General features: G+C 50.1%; 15 protein-coding genes. 10 read left to right on the top strand and 5 right to left on the bottom strand.

The features are described 5' to 3' along the window. Positions 1-29 precede the first annotated feature (29 nt). Together AB4124_RS04710 and AB4124_RS04705 are read right to left on the bottom strand one after the other, a co-directional pair. A complete protein-coding gene (locus AB4124_RS04710) occupies positions 30-416 on the bottom strand; it encodes an NAD(P)-dependent oxidoreductase (protein WP_441971402.1) in 387 nt (128 codons plus the stop codon). A gap of 239 nt (positions 417-655) precedes the next feature. Then, on the bottom strand, positions 656-796 hold the full coding sequence (locus tag AB4124_RS04705; protein WP_441971400.1) for a hypothetical protein: 141 nt from the start codon (positions 794-796) through the stop codon (positions 656-658). A gap of 216 nt (positions 797-1012) precedes the next feature. Here AB4124_RS04705 and AB4124_RS04700 point away from each other — a divergent pair, with 216 nt between their 5' ends. Genes AB4124_RS04700 through AB4124_RS04690 form a run of 3 tightly spaced genes read left to right on the top strand, consistent with a single transcriptional unit; the run spans position 1013 to position 2784 of the window. Further along, positions 1013-1162, top strand: coding sequence for a hypothetical protein (locus tag AB4124_RS04700; protein WP_441971398.1), 150 nt, complete (start codon positions 1013-1015; stop codon positions 1160-1162). 9 nt (positions 1163-1171) lie between these two features. Further along, on the top strand, positions 1172-1753 hold the full coding sequence (locus AB4124_RS04695) for a hypothetical protein (protein WP_441971396.1): 582 nt from the start codon (positions 1172-1174) through the stop codon (positions 1751-1753). A 50-nt stretch (positions 1754-1803) separates the two neighbouring features. Then, complete coding sequence (locus AB4124_RS04690; protein WP_441971394.1) at positions 1804-2784, top strand: TRM11 family SAM-dependent methyltransferase; 981 nt, start codon at positions 1804-1806, stop codon at positions 2782-2784. A 126-nt stretch (positions 2785-2910) separates the two neighbouring features. Here AB4124_RS04690 and AB4124_RS04685 read toward each other — a convergent pair whose 3' ends face one another. Both AB4124_RS04685 and AB4124_RS04680 read right to left on the bottom strand, forming a co-directional pair. Further along, positions 2911-3222, bottom strand: coding sequence for an MGMT family protein (locus tag AB4124_RS04685; RefSeq protein WP_441971392.1), 312 nt, complete (start codon positions 3220-3222; stop codon positions 2911-2913). A gap of 309 nt (positions 3223-3531) precedes the next feature. After that, entirely contained in the window at positions 3532-4485 is a 954-nt protein-coding gene (locus AB4124_RS04680) for a D-2-hydroxyacid dehydrogenase (RefSeq protein ID WP_441971390.1), read from the bottom strand. Between the two features lie 301 nt (positions 4486-4786). On the opposite strand from AB4124_RS04680, the gene thpR reads away from it, so the two are divergent. The 3 genes from thpR (at position 4787) to AB4124_RS04665 (ending at position 7091) form a co-directional block, all read left to right on the top strand. Then, positions 4787-5374, top strand: coding sequence for an RNA 2',3'-cyclic phosphodiesterase (thpR, locus tag AB4124_RS04675; RefSeq protein ID WP_441971388.1), 588 nt, complete (start codon positions 4787-4789; stop codon positions 5372-5374). A 91-nt stretch (positions 5375-5465) separates the two neighbouring features. Beyond that, the gene (locus tag AB4124_RS04670) at positions 5466-6365 is read left to right on the top strand and encodes a cell wall hydrolase (protein ID WP_441971386.1); all 900 of its coding nucleotides are present in this window, start codon (positions 5466-5468) and stop codon (positions 6363-6365) included. Positions 6366-6407: 42 nt separating this feature from the next. Beyond that, positions 6408-7091 carry a metal-dependent hydrolase gene (locus AB4124_RS04665; protein WP_076324741.1) on the top strand — a complete coding sequence of 228 codons (684 nt, stop codon included), beginning with the start codon at positions 6408-6410 and terminating at the stop codon, positions 7089-7091. Between the two features lie 99 nt (positions 7092-7190). Here the strand turns inward: AB4124_RS04665 and AB4124_RS04660 are convergent, their stop codons facing one another. Next, entirely contained in the window at positions 7191-8366 is a 1176-nt protein-coding gene (locus AB4124_RS04660) for an MGDG synthase family glycosyltransferase (RefSeq protein ID WP_430183286.1), read from the bottom strand. Between the two features lie 331 nt (positions 8367-8697). Here AB4124_RS04660 and AB4124_RS04655 point away from each other — a divergent pair, with 331 nt between their 5' ends. From AB4124_RS04655 to AB4124_RS04640, 4 genes are all read left to right on the top strand, one after another. After that, the gene (locus AB4124_RS04655; protein ID WP_076324739.1) at positions 8698-9279 is read left to right on the top strand and encodes a TetR/AcrR family transcriptional regulator; all 582 of its coding nucleotides are present in this window, start codon (positions 8698-8700) and stop codon (positions 9277-9279) included. Positions 9280-9476: 197 nt separating this feature from the next. After that, positions 9477-11744, top strand: coding sequence for a YhgE/Pip family protein (locus AB4124_RS04650; RefSeq protein ID WP_430136301.1), 2268 nt, complete (start codon positions 9477-9479; stop codon positions 11742-11744). 697 nt (positions 11745-12441) lie between these two features. Next, positions 12442-17037 carry a glutamate synthase large subunit gene (gltB, locus tag AB4124_RS04645; RefSeq protein ID WP_441971383.1) on the top strand — a complete coding sequence of 1532 codons (4596 nt, stop codon included), beginning with the start codon at positions 12442-12444 and terminating at the stop codon, positions 17035-17037. A 320-nt stretch (positions 17038-17357) separates the two neighbouring features. Further along, positions 17358-17504, top strand: a complete 147-nt coding sequence (locus AB4124_RS04640) for a hypothetical protein (RefSeq protein WP_179090689.1) — start codon at positions 17358-17360, stop codon at positions 17502-17504. Positions 17505-17577 lie beyond the last annotated feature (73 nt).

Here is a 17577-nt window from a genome sequence, read left to right as displayed (position 1 = left end):
AGCGGATGGTCGCTTGGCAGAGGCTCCTGTTAATACATATCGAGGCCTGCTCCAAAGAGTTTCCCCGATCTCAAAGCCGCTAACAACGCATCTGTATCGACACTCGGACCTCTTCCTACGTTCACGAAGAACGTCCCATCGTTCATCGCCTCGAAACGCCCAGCATTATAGAGTCCCTTAGTTTCATCAGTCAGTGGTAAAATGTTAATAATAAAATCGCCTTCAGCTAAAGCTTGGTCCAGCTCATCGACTTTATACATGACTTCGACATGAGGATCCGATTTACCGGAATGGCGGAGGCCGACGGATCGCATGCTGAATGCCTGGGCGACCTTGGCAGCATGACTGCAGATCTGACCAACGCCGACAATATCGTTTTTCCTGCTAGTTCCTTGAAGGTGCCGGAAGTATCCCATTTGTTATTCGATTGCTGGCGAATGGCGAGATGCAGGTTGCGTGTGAAGGCCAGAATCATCGCAAAAATATGCTCCGTAATCGGAATGCTATGTACGCCGCTGGCGTTGGTAAGCTGGATTCCCTTGTTCTCAAGCTCGCTCAGCGGCATTTTATCCACACCGGCAGACCATGCTTGAATCCCATTTTAATTGACTGTCAGTGGACAAGACGTCCTCCTGTAAGGAACGTGACCAGCCGATTAGAATTTCGGCTTCTCGAATGGATGGGGGGGATTAAGCTCTTTGGCTTTTGAAACCAACAGCTCGTAGTCAGGGGCGATTTCCTTGATTTTTTGCTGTTGTTCGGTAGTTAATTCGTGGATCGCAACGATTTTCGGCATGGTGCTACCTCCTAAGAAATATGATCATCAGCCATAGAAAAACGTTATTCTTCTTGAAACATATTCAAAACTTTGCGCACAGGTGACATATTGAATTGGTGAAATTATACATGTACTTTTATCTGATTTATGGTAGTAAATTGGAGCTTCATCATATTTTTAGGCGAACAGATGCACCCTGAATAGTAAATTCAGGTGCCGCAGCGGATCAGGTCTTTGACCGAGCTGCTGGAAGACCGGTATCGATACGAAGATGTGCCGGTCGCTGCGAAGCCGGTTCCCGCAGCTCAACCGGTAATGTGGATGCTGGGCACAAATACGAAAGGTGCAGGCTACGCCTCTGAATTCGGCATGGGTTATGTATAAGGCCAGTTCATGAGCGATGCGGACGGTGCGGAGATTCTTCGGGCATACAGGGAAGGCTTCCAGCCAAGCGCTCATCTGCAAGAACCACGAGCGATGGTAGCAGTAAGCGTGGTTTGTGCCAAGAAACAGGAAGAGGCAGAGAAGTTGGCGGCTGACAATCCCCAGCCGGGGCAGCGAAACGTGGCCGCGGACCCTAAGCAAGGTCTCTGCGAAGCCGATGCCCGTTACACACCCTGTAATAAGACAACGCAGGGTCAAGAGCATAGCCTTGACTCAGTTTCCGGGAAACCAGCACCAATCCATGAAACAGATGTTTCCCGTGCTATCGGAAGAAGAGACACCACTCCTGCTGGGGACGGATACGCTCAAGGAAAGCCTAGTGAAGAAACTAGGGGTTCTCAGGTGGCTTCCGATGGTTCCACTTCTGCAGGCCCGCCTAAGCGGCTCATCGTCGGTCCCCCTGCAAGTGTGCGAGGCAGATTGCAGGAGATGGCAGAGCAATATGGCTGCGATGAGTTCCTCATCGTCAGGCCCGCGAGCGATTATCGCGCTTGCCTGGAATCCTATCGGCTGTTGATGGAACAACAGTAAATAACGGGGTTTCAACTGCGCACATATATAATAGAAGAGAGAAGAAATAAATGATGAGTTTACACGAATATGATATTGCTTTTGGAGAGCAATTTGTAAGTAATAAGCCATCTTATCTGTACACATACGCCTGTCATGAAACGGAGCAGGAGCTCTGCTGCATGGAGCTGACGGAGCTGTTTGGTCATGAGCCTGAAGGAGAGAATTGGCTTCAGAGCGAGCGTTGGATTGATCCTGATCGAAGTCCATTTTTAACAGCTTGCCTTGATGTCAGGCTAACAGGAGAATCTGTAGAGCGAATGGCAGAGAAGGCAGGTTCTATTCATCTTAAGAACAGAACCTTCAAAGTCGTCTGTCTCAAGGCGGGAGATCGGTTCAGTTATGAGCAATCACGCGGGTATGAACGGATGGTTGGCCGCCGAATGACAGGAGTCGCACAGATGAAAGATCCGGATGTCACGTTCGGGATGGTGTCCACAGGCGGCATCTGGAGATTGGGAATCCTTCATGAGCCTGAACGCGCATGGCTGGATCATAAACAGAAACCGCAAAATTACTCTACAGGCCTCAGCTCGCGGATCGCGAGGGCATTGGTCAACCTGGCAGTTCCTCAAATAAGCGAAGTGATGCTCCTGGATCCCTGCTGTGGTATGGGGAATGTATTGATTGAGGCGTTGTCGATAGGGATCACGGCCGAAGGTCGGGATATTAACCCGCTCGCCATTCGGGGAGCAAGAGTGAATCTCAGGCATTACGGTTACGATGAAAATCTGGTTGCGATCCAGGATATGAATTCATTGCAGGGGCATTATGATGCCTCGGTCCTGGATCTGCCGTATAATCTGTGTTCGGTTTTCCCAGAGGAGGAAAAATTACAGATGCTCCGTAGCTTACGCCGTTTGTCAGATCGCGCTGTCATTGTCAGTACAGAGCCATTAAAGGAGCGGCTCGTGAATACAGGCTGGAAGCTGCTTCGTCATGGAACGACGCGCAAGGGAAGCTTTGTGAGGGAGATATGGCTGTGCGAGTAAATGGATATGCGAGGAATGGCTGTGTGAGTAAATGACTATGCGAGTAAATGGTGATATGAGTAAATGGCCTGCATAAATTAATCGCTGTATGAACCGATGGCTACGCTAACAATCCGCTATCCGATTCTATTCAGGAGGATGATAACGATATTTCTCCAAATCGATTTTGCCTTTATGATTGATGATAACGCCTTCGTCCTGAAGGTATAGCTCCTGCATGAGTCGGGATTCATCATCCTTGATGGCAATTTCTCCTTTGGCGTTAACGACTCGATGCCAGGGCAGCTTGTGAATATGACTGAGGGTGTGAAGTATTCTAACCACCTGACGGGCACCTCGGGGACTGCCAGCAAGTCCGGCTACCTGTCCATACGTCATTACATAGCCTTCCGGGATGCTCTGGATCACTTCAATGACTCGTCTCGTATATGGCTGCATCGCTCTCTGAACCTCCTCAATATTAATAAAGAAATCGGAACGTCCAAGATGGCAGGAAGCCTCGGGACGTTCCTTTTTCAAAAGAGCATATAAACATCTAAGTATAGGTTTCCTTGATTTCGATAATCGGAGAATGACAGCGACAACCACCTAACTGCCGTCTGTTTTCATTTAAGGTGTGTCGGTGCAATCGACATGTAAAAACTGCTAGGACTGCTAAAAACTATGTTTGCAAAAACTGCTCCTGGAGCAGGGGTATTAACACCTAGTTATAGCACCTAGTTATAGCACCAGGTACCAATCACATGATCAATAGGATTTGCTATAGTCGATTACATTTCGGGACAGCGGCTTACCGCTTACATAGCTCTGTAAATTCTCAAGGAAAATATCTACGGCACGCTCGCCGTAGCGATCCGTATCGCCAGCCATATGAGGAGTCATGATGACGTTGTCCAAGTTCCACAGCGGATGGTCTGACGGAAGCGGTTCTTCCTCGAACACATCCAGTCCCGCACCCGCCAATGACCCGGATTGAAGTGCCTGAATCATGTCTTCGGTTACTACGGTTTGACCCCGGCCTACGTTAACGAAGAAGGCGGAGTCCTTCATCGCCGAGAATCTTGCTTTATTGAACAGTCCACGGGTATCATCGGTAAGGGGAAGGATGTTCACGATATAATCGCCTTCCGCCAGCGCTTCATCAAGCTGATCGACCTTATACATCGCTTCCACATAAGGATCGGACTTGCCGGAATGACGGACCCCGACGGTCCGCATACCGAACGCTTGGGCCACGCGTGCCGTATGACTGCCGATCTGGCCGACGCCGACGATGACGATGGTTTTGCCTGCCAATTCCGTGAACGTGCCGGACGTATCCCATTTGTTGTTCGATTGCTGTCGAATAGCGAGATGAAGGTTGCGCGTGAAGGCAAGCATCATCGCAAAAACATGCTCCGTGATTGGAACGCTATGTACGCCGCTGGCATTGGTAAGCTGAATGCCCCTTTTTTCGAGCTCTTTGAGCGGCATTTTATCCACACCGGCTGACCATGCTTGAATCCATTTCAGTTTGCTGTTGGCAGACAATATATCCTCCTGTATGGAGCGTGACCAGCCGATCATGATTTCGGTATCCTGAACGATGCTTGGCGTAAGCTCTTTCGCTTTTGTGACCAGCAGCTCGTAGTCAGGGGCGATATCCTTGATTTTTTGCTGTTGTTCGGTGGTTAAGTCGTGTATGGCAACGATTTTCGGCATGGTGCTACCTCCTAAGGAATGTGATATAAACCAGAATAAAAGCGTAACGCTCTTTGGGAACATATTATCAGAAATCATAACTTTGCGCATGGACGAACTATCGAGATTGGTAAATTTGTACATGAATTATTGTCCGTTTTGTGGTAAATTGAAGCTTCATCATATTTTTAGGCGAATTTGATGTACCCTCATACTATTTTCAGGTAATATTGCTCAAACTATAAACGAACCGTGAAAACATGGTGCTTATAGCAGCCGGTGGCTGCTTAGGATAAAAGAGGATTGGAAGGAAGTGTCTTAGTTGAGCCATTCGGCTGAGGGAGCTATGGATCGTTTATTTGTTGCCGTACATCTGCCTTCCGAGGTGTCTTCCCGGATTCAGGATTGGACGGAAACATTGAGGGAGCAAGTGAATTTCAAAAAATGGGTTCATCCGCAGGATTACCACATTACCTTACAGTTTCTAGGCGATACGCCGTCAAATCGCATAGCGGAGCTTACAGCGGCGCTGCAGGAAGTCGCCAAGGAGCATAAGCCCTTCAGGCTTGGCCTTTATGATGCCGGCGTGTTCGGGGCAAGCGCCTCGCCAAGAATTTTATGGGCGGGAGTCGGCGGGGATTTGAATGCTCTGTCTCAGCTTCAGCAATCGGTGGTATCGAGGATGGAGGCTTTCGGATTTGTGCCGGAGGAGCGACCGTTTCGTCCGCATATTACGATTGGCCGAAAATTTCAAGGGAATCAAAAATTTTCATTGGATGTTATCGGAACAGGACCCAAACCCATCCAGTGGGAAGTGCAGCAACTCGTTCTTTTTCGAACCAATTTGCATGCAAGTCCGATGTACGAAACAGTAGGTGTGGCGCGGCTTTCGACATTTTTTTGTAATTGAAAATAGAATGTTCATAAAATTACCATGTTTTCAACGCCTAAAAATGTGGTTACATAGTGTAGGAATGTGCCGACATCATAGGAGGAAAAGTATGGTTATGAAAGTGCTACGGCAAAATCGCTGGGTTGCGCTGCTCATCGGAGCGCTCTTTGTGAGTTTGTCTCTTATAAGTTTACTTGGAATGCAGACCGAAGCAACGGAAGGGGAAGAACAGCAGCTGGATATGCCGAAGTTTGTGACGGCTGCCCCGGCTCCTGTCAACGACCCTGATCTCTTCGTAAAAGACGCGAGTACCAGGCAGGATAGGGAACCTGTCAATATTTTGTCTTCAATTGTTTTCCAAGAGTGGAATAAGCCGGGGAGCAAGAGTCATGCTTTTTCAAGCGCAAAAGGCATAGTTTTGGCTGAAAACGGATATTGGAACTCGCAACAAGTATTGAAGACTGCAGATGAGAAAAAGAAACCATCGAAATCTCAGACTGCGGACGGGAAACCGGCAAAACAAAAGGGGACGCATGTCGTCAAATCTCAGACTGAAAGCTTATCACCCCCCACAACTTTATTCTTCACAAGAACAAATACGTTAACCCAGGATCAGAAAGCCAAAGCGACCTGGACCTATGATTTGTCAGCTGAAGAACTGCTTCTGCTCCAGAAGATTGTCATGGCAGAGGCGGAAGGCGAACCGTACGAAGGCAAAGTAGCAGTTGCTAACGTTGTCTTAAACCGGCTGCGGTCAGCTAATTTTCCCGATACCATTACCGATGTCATCTATCAAAAGCACCAATTTAGTCCTGTAGCGAACGGGCGTCTTAAACGTGTCAAGCCGAACAAAGAGACGATTAAATCCGTGAATGCGGCACTTCATGGCCAAAAAGAGGTAAAGGACGATACGTACTTTTTCCTGTCTTTGAAGCTGGCTCAGGATCTGACGGTACACCATTCAAGAACGTTCGTTAAAAAAATAGGGAATCACTCTTTTTACAAGTAGTGCCCGTATGGGTAAACTAGTATGTAGGAGGTGTGTTTAAGCATGAATATTACGTATTACGGCCATTCTAGCATTTTGGTGGAAGAAGGCGGAGTTCGTGTGATCATCGACCCGCTGCTATCAGGGAATCCAGGCTCCGGGATCGAGCCCAAAGACGTAAAGGTGGATGCGGTTGTCCTGACGCATGGGCACTCCGATCATTTTGGAGATTGCATCGAGATTGCGAAGCAGAATGATTGCCCGATTATCGCAGTCTATGAACTCGCCGTGTATTGCGGCAGCCTGGGTGCCAAATCCCATGGGATGAACATCGGCGGAAGCGCGCAATTCGATGGCTTTAAGGTGAAGTTTACCCCAGCCTTTCATTCTTCATCCATTTCGGTAGGGGACACCTGGATCTATGCAGGGCAGCCTGGTGGCGTCATTCTGACGATGGGCGGCAAAACATTCTATCATGCAGGCGATACGAGTTTGTTTGGCGATATGCGCTTAATCGGAGAGATGAACCAAATTGATGCAGCTGCGCTGCCGATTGGGGATTTATTGACGATGGGGCCACAGGACGCCCTGTTGGCCGCACAGTGGATTCGTGCGAAGCATGTCATCCCAGTCCATTATGACACGTTCCCGGGCATTAAACAGGACGCTGGGGCCTTTTGCGGCGAACTAGCCAAAACAGGCATTCAGGGTCATCCATTGAAGGCTGGAGAAACGTTGGAAATATAGATGGATTGTTCATGGAAAAAGCTTCCCTGTCGCGAAGACAGGGAAGCTTTTTTGGGGTAAAAGTTCAAAAGCGGGAATCATAGAATCATGCTATAGATATTAGGGCTGGTCCGCAAACAGTTTGACGGGATCTTCCCGATTACCGGGCATATGTCCTTCGGTCAGCAATCCCATCACCTGGCTGGCACAGTGGTCGGGCTCCAGATGCGGTATGCGACGCCGGCCTGCTCCGCTACGTTTCTTACTTACCTGATCATAATGATCGGACAGCAGGTTCAGCCATTTGTCGATCACGGCAGGAGAGTCCAGAATTTCCGCATAGCCTTCGCTGACAAAGAAATGGGAATTCACTTCTTCCTGTCCCGGAATAGGCTCATAGAACAGCATAGGAATTCCCTTGGCAGCTCCCTCTGTACACGTCATCCCGCCTGGCTTCGTAATGAGCAAATCGGATACTTCCATAAGTTTATGTATATCGTCACGATAACCGAGAACATGAATGTTGGGATGCTGAAAGATCGGGTCTTCGCGCATGCTGGCAACCAGCTTCTCGTTCTGTCCCATACAGAAGACCAGCTGGATATCGTCGGCCCTGCTGGCCAGCTTGCTGAGCAGCTCCTTGTTGAATACGAGACCCCAACCGCCCCCCATAATCAGCACGGTTGGCATGTTCTTCAGTTGAAGCTCGGCTTGAAGCGCTTCTCGATTACCCCTTTCCCAGAACTTGGGATGCACCGGAATACCGGTCACATGAATGTATTCGGGCTGAATGTCCCGCAGCAGCAGCAGCTGTTTCACATGAGGTGTTGATACGAGATATTCATCCACTTCCGGATTGACCCAGGTGCCATGGGCATCATAGTCGGTAATCAGCGTATAGAGCGGAACCTCAAGCCCCTGACGCTTCAGGCGGGAGACCACAGCGTTAGGAAAGGGGTGGGTACATATGATGAGATCCGGTTTCAGCTGCTCGATCACCTGCTGGGCCTGCGCATAGAATATCCGATGCAGCGCGAGCCGCGTCAATCGGTTTAACGATTTCTTATATTGCGAACGGTACAGCATGCCGACAAGGCGCGGGCGGGTGCTGACGGTTTTTCGATAAGCGGATAAAATTAACGGCCCCACGGTTGGATTTAAAAAATTGCCGAGCTCAATGACACGGCAGTGGATGCCGGGGTTCATCCGTTGTATACCTTCAGCCAGCGCATACGCTGCTTGCGTATGTCCTGTGCCGAAACCCTCGGAAAAGAGGAGCACTCTTGTATATCGCATGGTTTCACCTACTTCTTTCTCCCTCTATCTTACAAAACAGGAATCATTTTTTGAAGAGCGGCGCGAAAAAAAAGAGTATGCATCATAAGTATACGCGCGAAAGGGAAAAGCATTTCAATTATTTTACGGCTAGGAGTCAGAGTGTACCCTTACCTTAGACGTCATGATCAGATTTGAACCCTGCATATAAAATATTAAAAAATTTAACGAAAAGATATTGCAATGAATCCGATTATCTGGTAAAGTGATTTTTGACCGAATGACCGAAAAAGTATTTTGGTCAGTTTTGGAATGAAGGCCAAATTTAAAAGATCAAGAAGGAGGGGTAAGCATGTCAGCTGTGGACCGTCGGAAGCAGGTGCTAGATGCTGCCTCCAAGTCGTTTGCTTTGTTCGGATATAAAGCGACGACGATGGAACAGGTGGCGAAGATTGCGAATGTAGGGAAAGGTACGATTTACACGTTTTTCACGAATAAGGATGAACTGTTTGACGAGATTTTGCTGTCGGCCATTATGGAGATGAAACGTATTGCCGAGCGCGAGATCCAGAAGGACAGAGATTTCTTCGACAATCTGTATCGGGTGCTGGATGCGCTGCTTGAATTCCGAAGCGAGCATGAGCTGTTCATTAAGCTATCGCAAGAAGTCCGGGATATCGGCACGCCGAAGGCACATGAAGGGTTGACGAAGGTGGAGAACGGAATCGTCGGGTATCTCGAGGGGATTGTGGAGCAGGCCATCTCAATCGGTGAGCTCAAGCCCCTGGATGCTCAAGTGGTATCCTTCGTGATGCTGAAGCTGTATGTTGCGCTCACGACGGACTTTAATCAGCTTCACAAGCCGCTGAGCAAGGAACAGATCAAGGAATATATGATGGTGTTCCTGGCTAACGGGTTGAAGGCCACTTCATAAGAAGGATGCAAGAACCTCCTTCGTGATGAGGAAGGCGGACTCTCTAGGCTTGAGGGATCGTCTTCCTTGCCAGGGATCGTTTTTTTTGGCCCGAATTGACTGGATGAGGATATTGGTCATTATGTACTGGAATGTGATCTGCGAGAATGCAGATTCATGTCGGCTGGTTATCTAGAGAAAAAAAGGAGAGAGACTGGATGAAGTCATTATCTGTATTTGGAAAAGATCTTGGCGCTGCCGTTCGGAATAAAAAAATACTGATTCCGATCATCGCGGTGCTGTTCATACCGGTCATGTATAGCGGTATGTTTCTCGGGGCCTTTTGGGACCCGTACGGAAAGATGGAGGATTTGCCCGTTGCGGTCGTCAATAATGACCAGGGCGCTGTTTTTGAAGAAAAGACGCTTCACGCTGGCGAGGATTTGGTTGCCGAGCTGAAGAAGGGAAAAGATTTTAATTGGCAATTCGTTGATCGGCAAGAAGCTGAGCAGGGCATGAAGGATAACAAATACTACATGACCATCAGCATTCCCGAGAATTTCTCACAGCAGGCGACAACTTTAATGGATGAACATCCGCAGCCTGCGCAAATCGTGTTTGAGCCGAATGAAGGGTACAACTTCCTGGCAGCTCAGATCGGTGGATCTGCGGTGAAGCAGATTCAGGCCAAGGTGTCCGCGAAAGTGACGGAAGCCTATACGGAAACCCTGTTCGATCAAGTAGCCAAAGTATCCGATGGCTTGAGCGAAGCGGGAGACGGCGCGAACAAGATATCCGAAGGTGCCGTGAAACTCGATGATGGCGCCGTGAAGCTGAAGGAAAACCTGGCTAAACTTGTCAGTGGCACACAGGAGCTTCAGGATGGAATCGCACCTTTGACCAAAGGCGTGCAGGAACTGAATAACGGTGCAGGCAAGTTGAATACAGGAGCGGGCACCCTCGCTTCCGGCTTAGATCAGCTCAAAGCGGGTCACAACAAGCTGCAAGCGGGAGCTGAGGAAGCGAGCAAGGGTGGTGCGAAGCTTCAAGCGGGAATTGAATCTGCCGCAGCGGGCAGTACCACTCTGAATAACGGCTTGCAAGCCAACCAGGCAGGGGCTTCCCAGCTTGCAGCAGGCGCGAAAAGCGCTCATGATGGCAGCAGCAGTCTGAAAGCCGGACTGAATCAATCGCTGGAGGCTACGGCTTCCTTGGAGCAAGGTGCTAAAGCTGTTGCAGACGGATTGAAGAAGCTGGCTGAGAGCAATCCGGAGCTGGCGCAAAGTCCGGAGGTTCAGCAGCTGCTGGCTGTGAGCCAATCTGTTGCCACTGGCACAAGCGGGTTGAATGCCGGCCAGAAACAGTTGGCACAAGGCGCAGCCGAGTTGAATCAAGGCACGCTGCAGCTGCAGGAAGGCGCTGGCAAGCTGAGCGCAGGAGCGAACCAGCTGGCTGAAGGCGGCAAACAGCTCGCAGCTGGCGGTCAAGAGCTGCTGGCTGGTGCCAAACAGCTGAACGCTGGCCAAAAGCAATTGGCTGACGGCATGAAGCTGTTCGGCACGAAGCTGAGCGAAGCGGCAGCTGGCGGTAAACAGCTCGCAAGCGGCGCAGCGACCCTTTCGCAAGGGACGCAGCAGCTAGCTGGAGGAGCAGGCAAGCTCGGAAGTGGTGTTACAACGCTTGCCGACGGCTCGAAGAAGCTGGATTCCGGAGCTGGTGAGCTGGTAAACGGAATGAATGAATTGAAGGAAGGCAGCGGAGAGCTTGCAGGCAAGCTGAACGAGGCTGCCGACAAGACAGGCGATATCAAAACAACCGATGAAACGGTCACCATGTTTGCCGGTCCGGTACAGGTTGAAGAGCACAAAGTGAACGAAGTGCCGAACTACGGTACGGGATTCGCACCATACTTCCTGTCGCTCGGTTTGTTTGTCGGAGCCCTGCTCTGTACAATTATTATGCCAATCCGCAGTGCATCGGTACCGAATGCATCGGGCTGGAACCGGTTTGTCAGCCGTACGCTCTCCTTTGCCGGTATGGGATTGATTCAAGCGCTGCTGGCAGCGGTCGTCATGCTGTACGGATTGAAGCTTGAGGTACAGAGCGTTCCGCTCTTCTATCTCTTCTCCATCATTACAAGCTTATCGTTCATGTTCCTGGTGCAAATGTTCGTAACATGGCTGGATCAGCCTGGACGCTTCGTCGTCATCGTTATCCTGATCCTCCAATTGACAACAAGCGCAGGCACGTTCCCGGTAGAGCTGATTCCGAACTGGATGAAAGCATTGAATCCGCTTCTGCCGATGACTTACAGCGTAAAAGGATACAAGGACGTCATTTCCACAGGAAGCTTCGACGGCATGTGGGCCAATGTGGGTGTACTGGCCGGATTCGGTCTCGTATTCCTGGCACTGACCGCTGTGTACTTCCTGGCTACTCGAAACAGCAAGAAAGCAGCAGACACCGATACAGCGTTGACTGCATAAGTAAGATAGCTATTATATGAAGGAAGAGGACTTCCCCGAAGATCGATCAGATCTCGGGGAAGTCTTTTTTTTTGAAGAGATGTTGGGAGCGGGAGGGTGTTTTAAAAGAAGAAAAGGCCCCTTTCGAATATGAAGGTGAAGTGTAAATCTGAGCGGATGGTTGTGTGGAAATGAGAGAAGGTGAACAAAACCGCCTGTTCGGAATGTTTTATTTGCATGTTTTTTTGCACTATTCTACATAAGTTTTAACAGTGTATTGTGATAACTCTCATAAAAACAATTCTTATCAAATTCATAAAAACTTTGAATTGCCTGCACTGTATGACGGTGCTAAAATATATAGAACTAATAAATCTTACGTGTTAGGTAAATGTTACCCCTTGCCGCTTTTGCACAATACTGCATCGCCTCGTGACAGTGTGTTCACTGCAGGAGAGGATTGATGTCCAACCTTTAAGAGGTTGCTCAAAAAGTCCGCTTTTGATCACGAAGTGAATCAGGAAGCCACTCGGCATCGAATCTTGAATTCAGCCGGGCCTTCCGGTGCTCACGTACCAAAAACGTACGCTCCACTCCTCACGTCCCTAGCTTCATCCAATCTTCTCGGTGCTGAAAACCGACCTTTTTGAACACGCACTTTATGTTTTCTGTTATTGATCAGCAGCATTTTATTCTATACAAAGAAAGGTTGCATCTTATGAAACATACTGATTTTCCCCAGAAACAGGGCCTCTATGATCCGCAGTTTGAAAAAGATGCTTGCGGTATGGGTTTTGTTGCCCATATCAAGGGTAAGCCATCCCATGAAATCGTTAGCAGCGCGCTTACCATGCTTGCTAATATGGAGCATCGCGGCGGTCAGGGCAGCGAGCCGAACTCCGGTGACGGTGCTGGGATTATGCTGCAAATTCCTCACTCTTTCTTCTCTTCCGAAGCTGCGAAACTGGGCTTTGAGCTTCCGGAAGCCGGGCATTATGGTGCCGGCATGCTGTTCCTATCCCATGATCCTGCTGTCCGTTTGGCCCATGAAGACCAGTTGGCTTCGATTATTGCTGAAGAAGGTCAGACCCTGCTTGGATTCCGTGATGTCCCAACCCATGATGAAATGCTGGGTAAATCAGCAAAAGCGGCAAAGCCGTATGTTCGCCAAGTGTTCATAGGACGAAGCGCCGACATTCAGGATGATCTCTCGTTCGAGCGCAAGCTGTATGTCATCCGCCGTCGGGCCGAGCTGGCTATCCGTTATAGCGGCAAGCCCGAAGGCGATAGCTTCTATGTGTCCAGCCTTTCCTGTCGGAAAATCGTATACAAAGGCATGTTAACGACGGAGCAGGTGGGGGAATTTTACTTGGACCTGCAGGAAGAAGGATTGGAATCCGCTATCGCGCTGATTCACTCCCGCTTCAGTACGAACACTTTCCCAAGCTGGGAACGTGCGCATCCGTACCGCTTCATGATTCACAACGGCGAGATCAACACGCTGCGCGGGAATGTCAACTGGATGCACGCCCGTCAATCACTGTTTGAGCATGAACTGTTCGGAAGCGATCTGGAGAAGGTTAAACCTGTCATCAATCCGGACGGATCCGATACCGGTATGTTCGATAATACATTTGAATTCCTGTATCTCAGCGGTCGTTCCCTGCCGCATGTGGCCATGATGATGGTCCCTGAGCCGTGGAGCAACCATGAGAGTATGGATAAGACCAAAAAAGCATTCTACGAATACCACAGCACCCTGATGGAGCCATGGGACGGCCCGGCCGCAATGGCGTTCACGGACGGTGTGCAGATCGGGGCTACCCTGGACCGGAACGGACTGCGTCCATCCCGTTATTATGTAACGAAGGATGATCTGATCATTCTGTCCTCCGAAGCGGGCGTACTGGATATTCCGCCGGAAAATGTGCTGTATAAGGACCGCTTGCGTCCTGGCCGGATGCTGCTCGTTGACACGCAGGAAGGCCGGATCATCTCCGATGAAGAAGTCAAAGCGAGTATCGCCGCTGAACTTCCGTACTCTGAATGGCTGGATGAGCATCTGGTAGAGCTTCATGATCTTCCTGAACCACCGGAACTGCCGGATCCAAAGCATGAAAATGTACGTCAGCTGCAACAAGCCTTCGGTTATACGTATGAGGAGCTGCGCAAAGTAATCGAGCCGATGGCGATCACGGGTGCGGAAGCTGTTGCATCCATGGGATATGATGCACCGCTCGCGGTGTTGTCCGATCGTCCGCAACGGCTGTTCAACTACTTCAAGCAGATGTTCGCCCAGGTGACGAACCCGCCGATTGATGCGATTCGTGAAGAACTGGTCACTTCAACCGCAACAACGATCGGTCCGGAGCGTAACCTGCTGAAGCCTGAGCCCGAAAGCTGCCGTCACATCCGTCTGGATTCGCCGGTGCTTTCGAACGAAGATTTTGCCAAGCTGCGCCACATTCGTCGTCCCGGCTTCAAATCCATGACCATTCCGATTTTCTTCCCGGCAGCGGAAGGTGCAGATGGGCTTCGTCAAGCAATCGAAACCCTTTGCGAGGCAGCGGACCGGGTCATTGCCAAGGGCCATAACATCTTGATCTTGTCGGACCGCGGCGTGGATAAAGACAATGCTGCAATTCCATCGCTGCTTGCCGTTTCATCTCTCCATCATCACCTGATCCGTCAGGGAACCCGGACCAAGGTGGCGATCCTGCTTGAATCCGGTGAGCCTCGTGAAGTGCATCATTATGCCCTGCTGCTGGGTTACGGCGTGAGTGCGGTCAATCCGTATCTGGCGTTCGAAACACTGGATGACATGATTGCGGAAGGCATGCTTCGCGGGATCTCGCATGAGAAAGCCGTGAAGAATTACATTAAAGCGGCAAACAAGAGCGTTGTCAAAGTGTTGTCGAAAATGGGGATCTCCACGATCCAATCTTATCGCGGGGCCCAAATCTTTGAGGCTGTCGGCCTCAAAGAAGATTTCGTAGAAAGCTATTTCACGCGGACGCCATCCCGTATCGGGGGCATTGGGCTGGAAGAAGTGGCCAAGGAAACTTTGGCCCATCACGAGCGTGCCTTTACCGATAAGGATGGGAACGATAAAGCGCTGGATTCAGCCGGCGAATATCAATGGAGAGCTGACGGGGAAGAGCATTTGTTCAACCCGAGAACCATCCATTTGCTGCAGCAGGCTGTCCGAACCAATGACTATGCAACTTATAAAAAATATGCAGAGCTTGTGAAAGGGGAGAATGAGCAGCATCTTACGCTGCGCTCACTGCTCGAAATCAAGCCAGCCGGCGAACCAGTACCACTGGATGAGGTTGAATCCGTAGAATCCATTATGCGCCGATTCAAAACGGGCGCGATGTCATTCGGCTCGATCAGCAAGGAAGCGCATGAGAGTATTGCGATCGGGATGAACCGCATCGGCGGCAAGAGCAACACGGGTGAAGGCGGAGAGGATCCGGCACGTTTCATCCCGGAGGCCAATGGCGACTCCCGCCGCAGCGCCATCAAGCAGGTGGCCTCGGGACGTTTCGGCGTAACCTCCAACTACCTGGTGAATGCGGACGAAATCCAGATTAAGATGGCGCAGGGCGCGAAGCCGGGTGAAGGTGGACAGTTGCCGGGCCGTAAAGTATATCCTTGGGTAGCCGAGGTTCGTGGTTCGACGCCAGGTGTTGGCCTGATTTCGCCGCCGCCGCATCATGATATCTACTCCATTGAAGATTTGGCGGAGCTTATTTACGACCTGAAGAACTCCAACCCGCGTGCGGATATCAACGTGAAGCTTGTATCCGAGGTAGGTGTGGGGACGATCGCTGCAGGTGTTGCGAAGGGCCGCGCGGACATTATTCTGGTCAGTGGTTACGATGGTGGAACGGGGGCTTCGCCGCAAGGCTCGATCCGACATGCGGGTATGCCTTGGGAGCTTGGCCTTGCCGAGACCCATCAGACACTCATCATGAACAATCTGCGTGACCGCGTTGTGCTTGAGACGGATGGCAAAATGCTGAACGGACGCGACTTGGTGGTAGCGGCTCTGCTTGGGGCCGAAGAGTATGGCTTCTCTACGGCACCATTGGTTGCCGTCGGATGTATCATGATGCGTGTCTGCCAAATGGATACCTGTCCGGTTGGCGTAGCCACGCAGAATCCAGAGCTGCGTAAGAACTTTACAGGAGATCCGGAGCATGTTGCCAACTTCATGCGCTTTGTCGCTCAAGACATGCGCGAGTTGATGGCAGAGCTTGGTTTCCGCACCATTAATGAGATGATTGGACGTACCGATTGCCTGGATGCCGTCAAAGCGGATCATCACTGGAAGAAGAAAGGCGTGGATATCTCCGCATTGCTGTATACGCCGGAGCTTCCGGCAGGCAGCACTCGCTATCGCAGTCAAAGACAGAATCATGGCCTGGAAGAAACGCTGGATATGCGTTCACTGCTCAGCAGCGCTGCGCCTACATTGGAATCGGGTGCAGCGGTGGAAGGAACGTTCCCAATCACAAACGTGGATCGTGCAGTGGGTACCATACTGGGCAGTGAAGTCACGCGCAAATACGGCGCTGCCGGACTGCCTGAAGACACGATTCAATTTAACTTCGTGGGTTCCGCAGGCCAGAGCTTTGGTGCCTTTGTGCCGAAAGGGATGACGCTGACGGTGGAAGGGGATGCGAATGACTATATCGGTAAAGGCCTTTCCGGCGGCAAGCTGATCGTGAAGCCTTCGCCAAAAGCAACCTTCAAAGCCGAGGAGAACATTATTGCCGGTAATACCGCGTTCTATGGTGCTACAGGCGGTGAAGCCTACGTAAGAGGCATTGCCGGTGAGCGCTTTGCCGTTCGCAACTCGGGTGCGAACATTGTGGTTGAAGGCGTTGGCGATCATGGCTGTGAATACATGACCGGCGGCCGGGTAGTCGTGCTCGGCGAAACCGGACGCAACTTCGCGGCCGGGATGTCTGGCGGTGTAGCCTACGTCTATGATCCTGAAGGAACTTTTGTGGATCGCTGCAATCTGGAGATGGTACTCCTTGAGCGTGTGGAGGAAACAGTAGAAGCGGAAGCACTCCATCATCTTATCCAGCAGCATGAGCAGTACACCGGCAGTGTGCCGGCACAGCAAATTCTAGGAGATTGGGATCAGGCGCTCAGCCGCTTTGTCCGTATTATTCCGAAAGATTACAAGCGCATGCTGCTGCATATCGAGAAGGCTCAAGACCAAGGCCTGGCGGGTGAAGCTGCACTCCTCGCCGCTTTTGAGGCGAATATGAAAGAATTGGCTCGTACAGGGAACTAACATCTGATGTTATGATATTAGAAACCATATTGTGTTCTTTAATGAATGCAATGTGGTTTTTTTTCATATATAAATAAGTTACGATGAGTCTTATTAAGAAATTTGTATTTTCAACAAAATATTTCAAAAGAAAATTCGACAAAATTAGAACCGGAAGCATAGGACAAAGGCTCCATAAGACGACAGCATCATGTGGATTCGTTGGTTATAATATTGGTAAGTAAGTTGTTTAATAGGTTGTTGCTGTATACATGTAATTTCAACAAGTATGAGCAGCTGGGATGGAGAGGAAATTATAGATAAGCGAGGTAGTTGTGGAAATGAGTGTGGACAAGGAGAGAGGCTCCGGAAGCACCGAGCAGCGGCTTGACCAACAGAAAACGAACATCGACATCAATAAGCTCATGACTCAATTGGGAATCCATCCTGATAAATGGCTGCAAATGGAGGAATTACGAAAAGATTAGATAGGGTCTCATGGTGACGAGAAAATCCCCGACATGTTGTGATAGTAGTATCCTACACGTCGGGGATTTGTAG

Origin of the sequence: Paenibacillus sp. 2KB_20 (assembly GCF_052115765.1) — a bacterium.
GTDB lineage: Bacteria > Bacillota > Bacilli > Paenibacillales > Paenibacillaceae > Paenibacillus_AQ.
The sequence above is the reverse complement of the archived record's forward strand: the minus strand, read 5'-3'. Positions and strand labels throughout refer to the sequence as shown.

Coding starts and splice junctions, on each gene's coding strand:
- AB4124_RS04685 (WP_441971392.1), bottom strand. CDS start 3,222: ATGCAGCCATATACGAGACGAGTCATTGAAGTGATCCAGAGCATCCCG.
- AB4124_RS04670 (WP_441971386.1), top strand. CDS start 5,466: ATGGTTATGAAAGTGCTACGGCAAAATCGCTGGGTTGCGCTGCTCATC.
- AB4124_RS04650 (WP_430136301.1), top strand. CDS start 9,477: ATGAAGTCATTATCTGTATTTGGAAAAGATCTTGGCGCTGCCGTTCGG.
- AB4124_RS04655 (WP_076324739.1), top strand. CDS start 8,698: ATGTCAGCTGTGGACCGTCGGAAGCAGGTGCTAGATGCTGCCTCCAAG.
- AB4124_RS04690 (WP_441971394.1), top strand. CDS start 1,804: ATGATGAGTTTACACGAATATGATATTGCTTTTGGAGAGCAATTTGTA.
- AB4124_RS04665 (WP_076324741.1), top strand. CDS start 6,408: ATGAATATTACGTATTACGGCCATTCTAGCATTTTGGTGGAAGAAGGC.
- AB4124_RS04710 (WP_441971402.1), bottom strand. CDS start 416: ATGGGATACTTCCGGCACCTTCAAGGAACTAGCAGGAAAAACGATATT.
- gltB (WP_441971383.1), top strand. CDS start 12,442: ATGAAACATACTGATTTTCCCCAGAAACAGGGCCTCTATGATCCGCAG.
- AB4124_RS04695 (WP_441971396.1), top strand. CDS start 1,172: ATGAGCGATGCGGACGGTGCGGAGATTCTTCGGGCATACAGGGAAGGC.
- AB4124_RS04660 (WP_430183286.1), bottom strand. CDS start 8,366: ATGCGATATACAAGAGTGCTCCTCTTTTCCGAGGGTTTCGGCACAGGA.
- AB4124_RS04680 (WP_441971390.1), bottom strand. CDS start 4,485: ATGCCGAAAATCGTTGCCATACACGACTTAACCACCGAACAACAGCAA.
- AB4124_RS04705 (WP_441971400.1), bottom strand. CDS start 796: ATGCCGAAAATCGTTGCGATCCACGAATTAACTACCGAACAACAGCAA.
- AB4124_RS04640 (WP_179090689.1), top strand. CDS start 17,358: ATGAGTGTGGACAAGGAGAGAGGCTCCGGAAGCACCGAGCAGCGGCTT.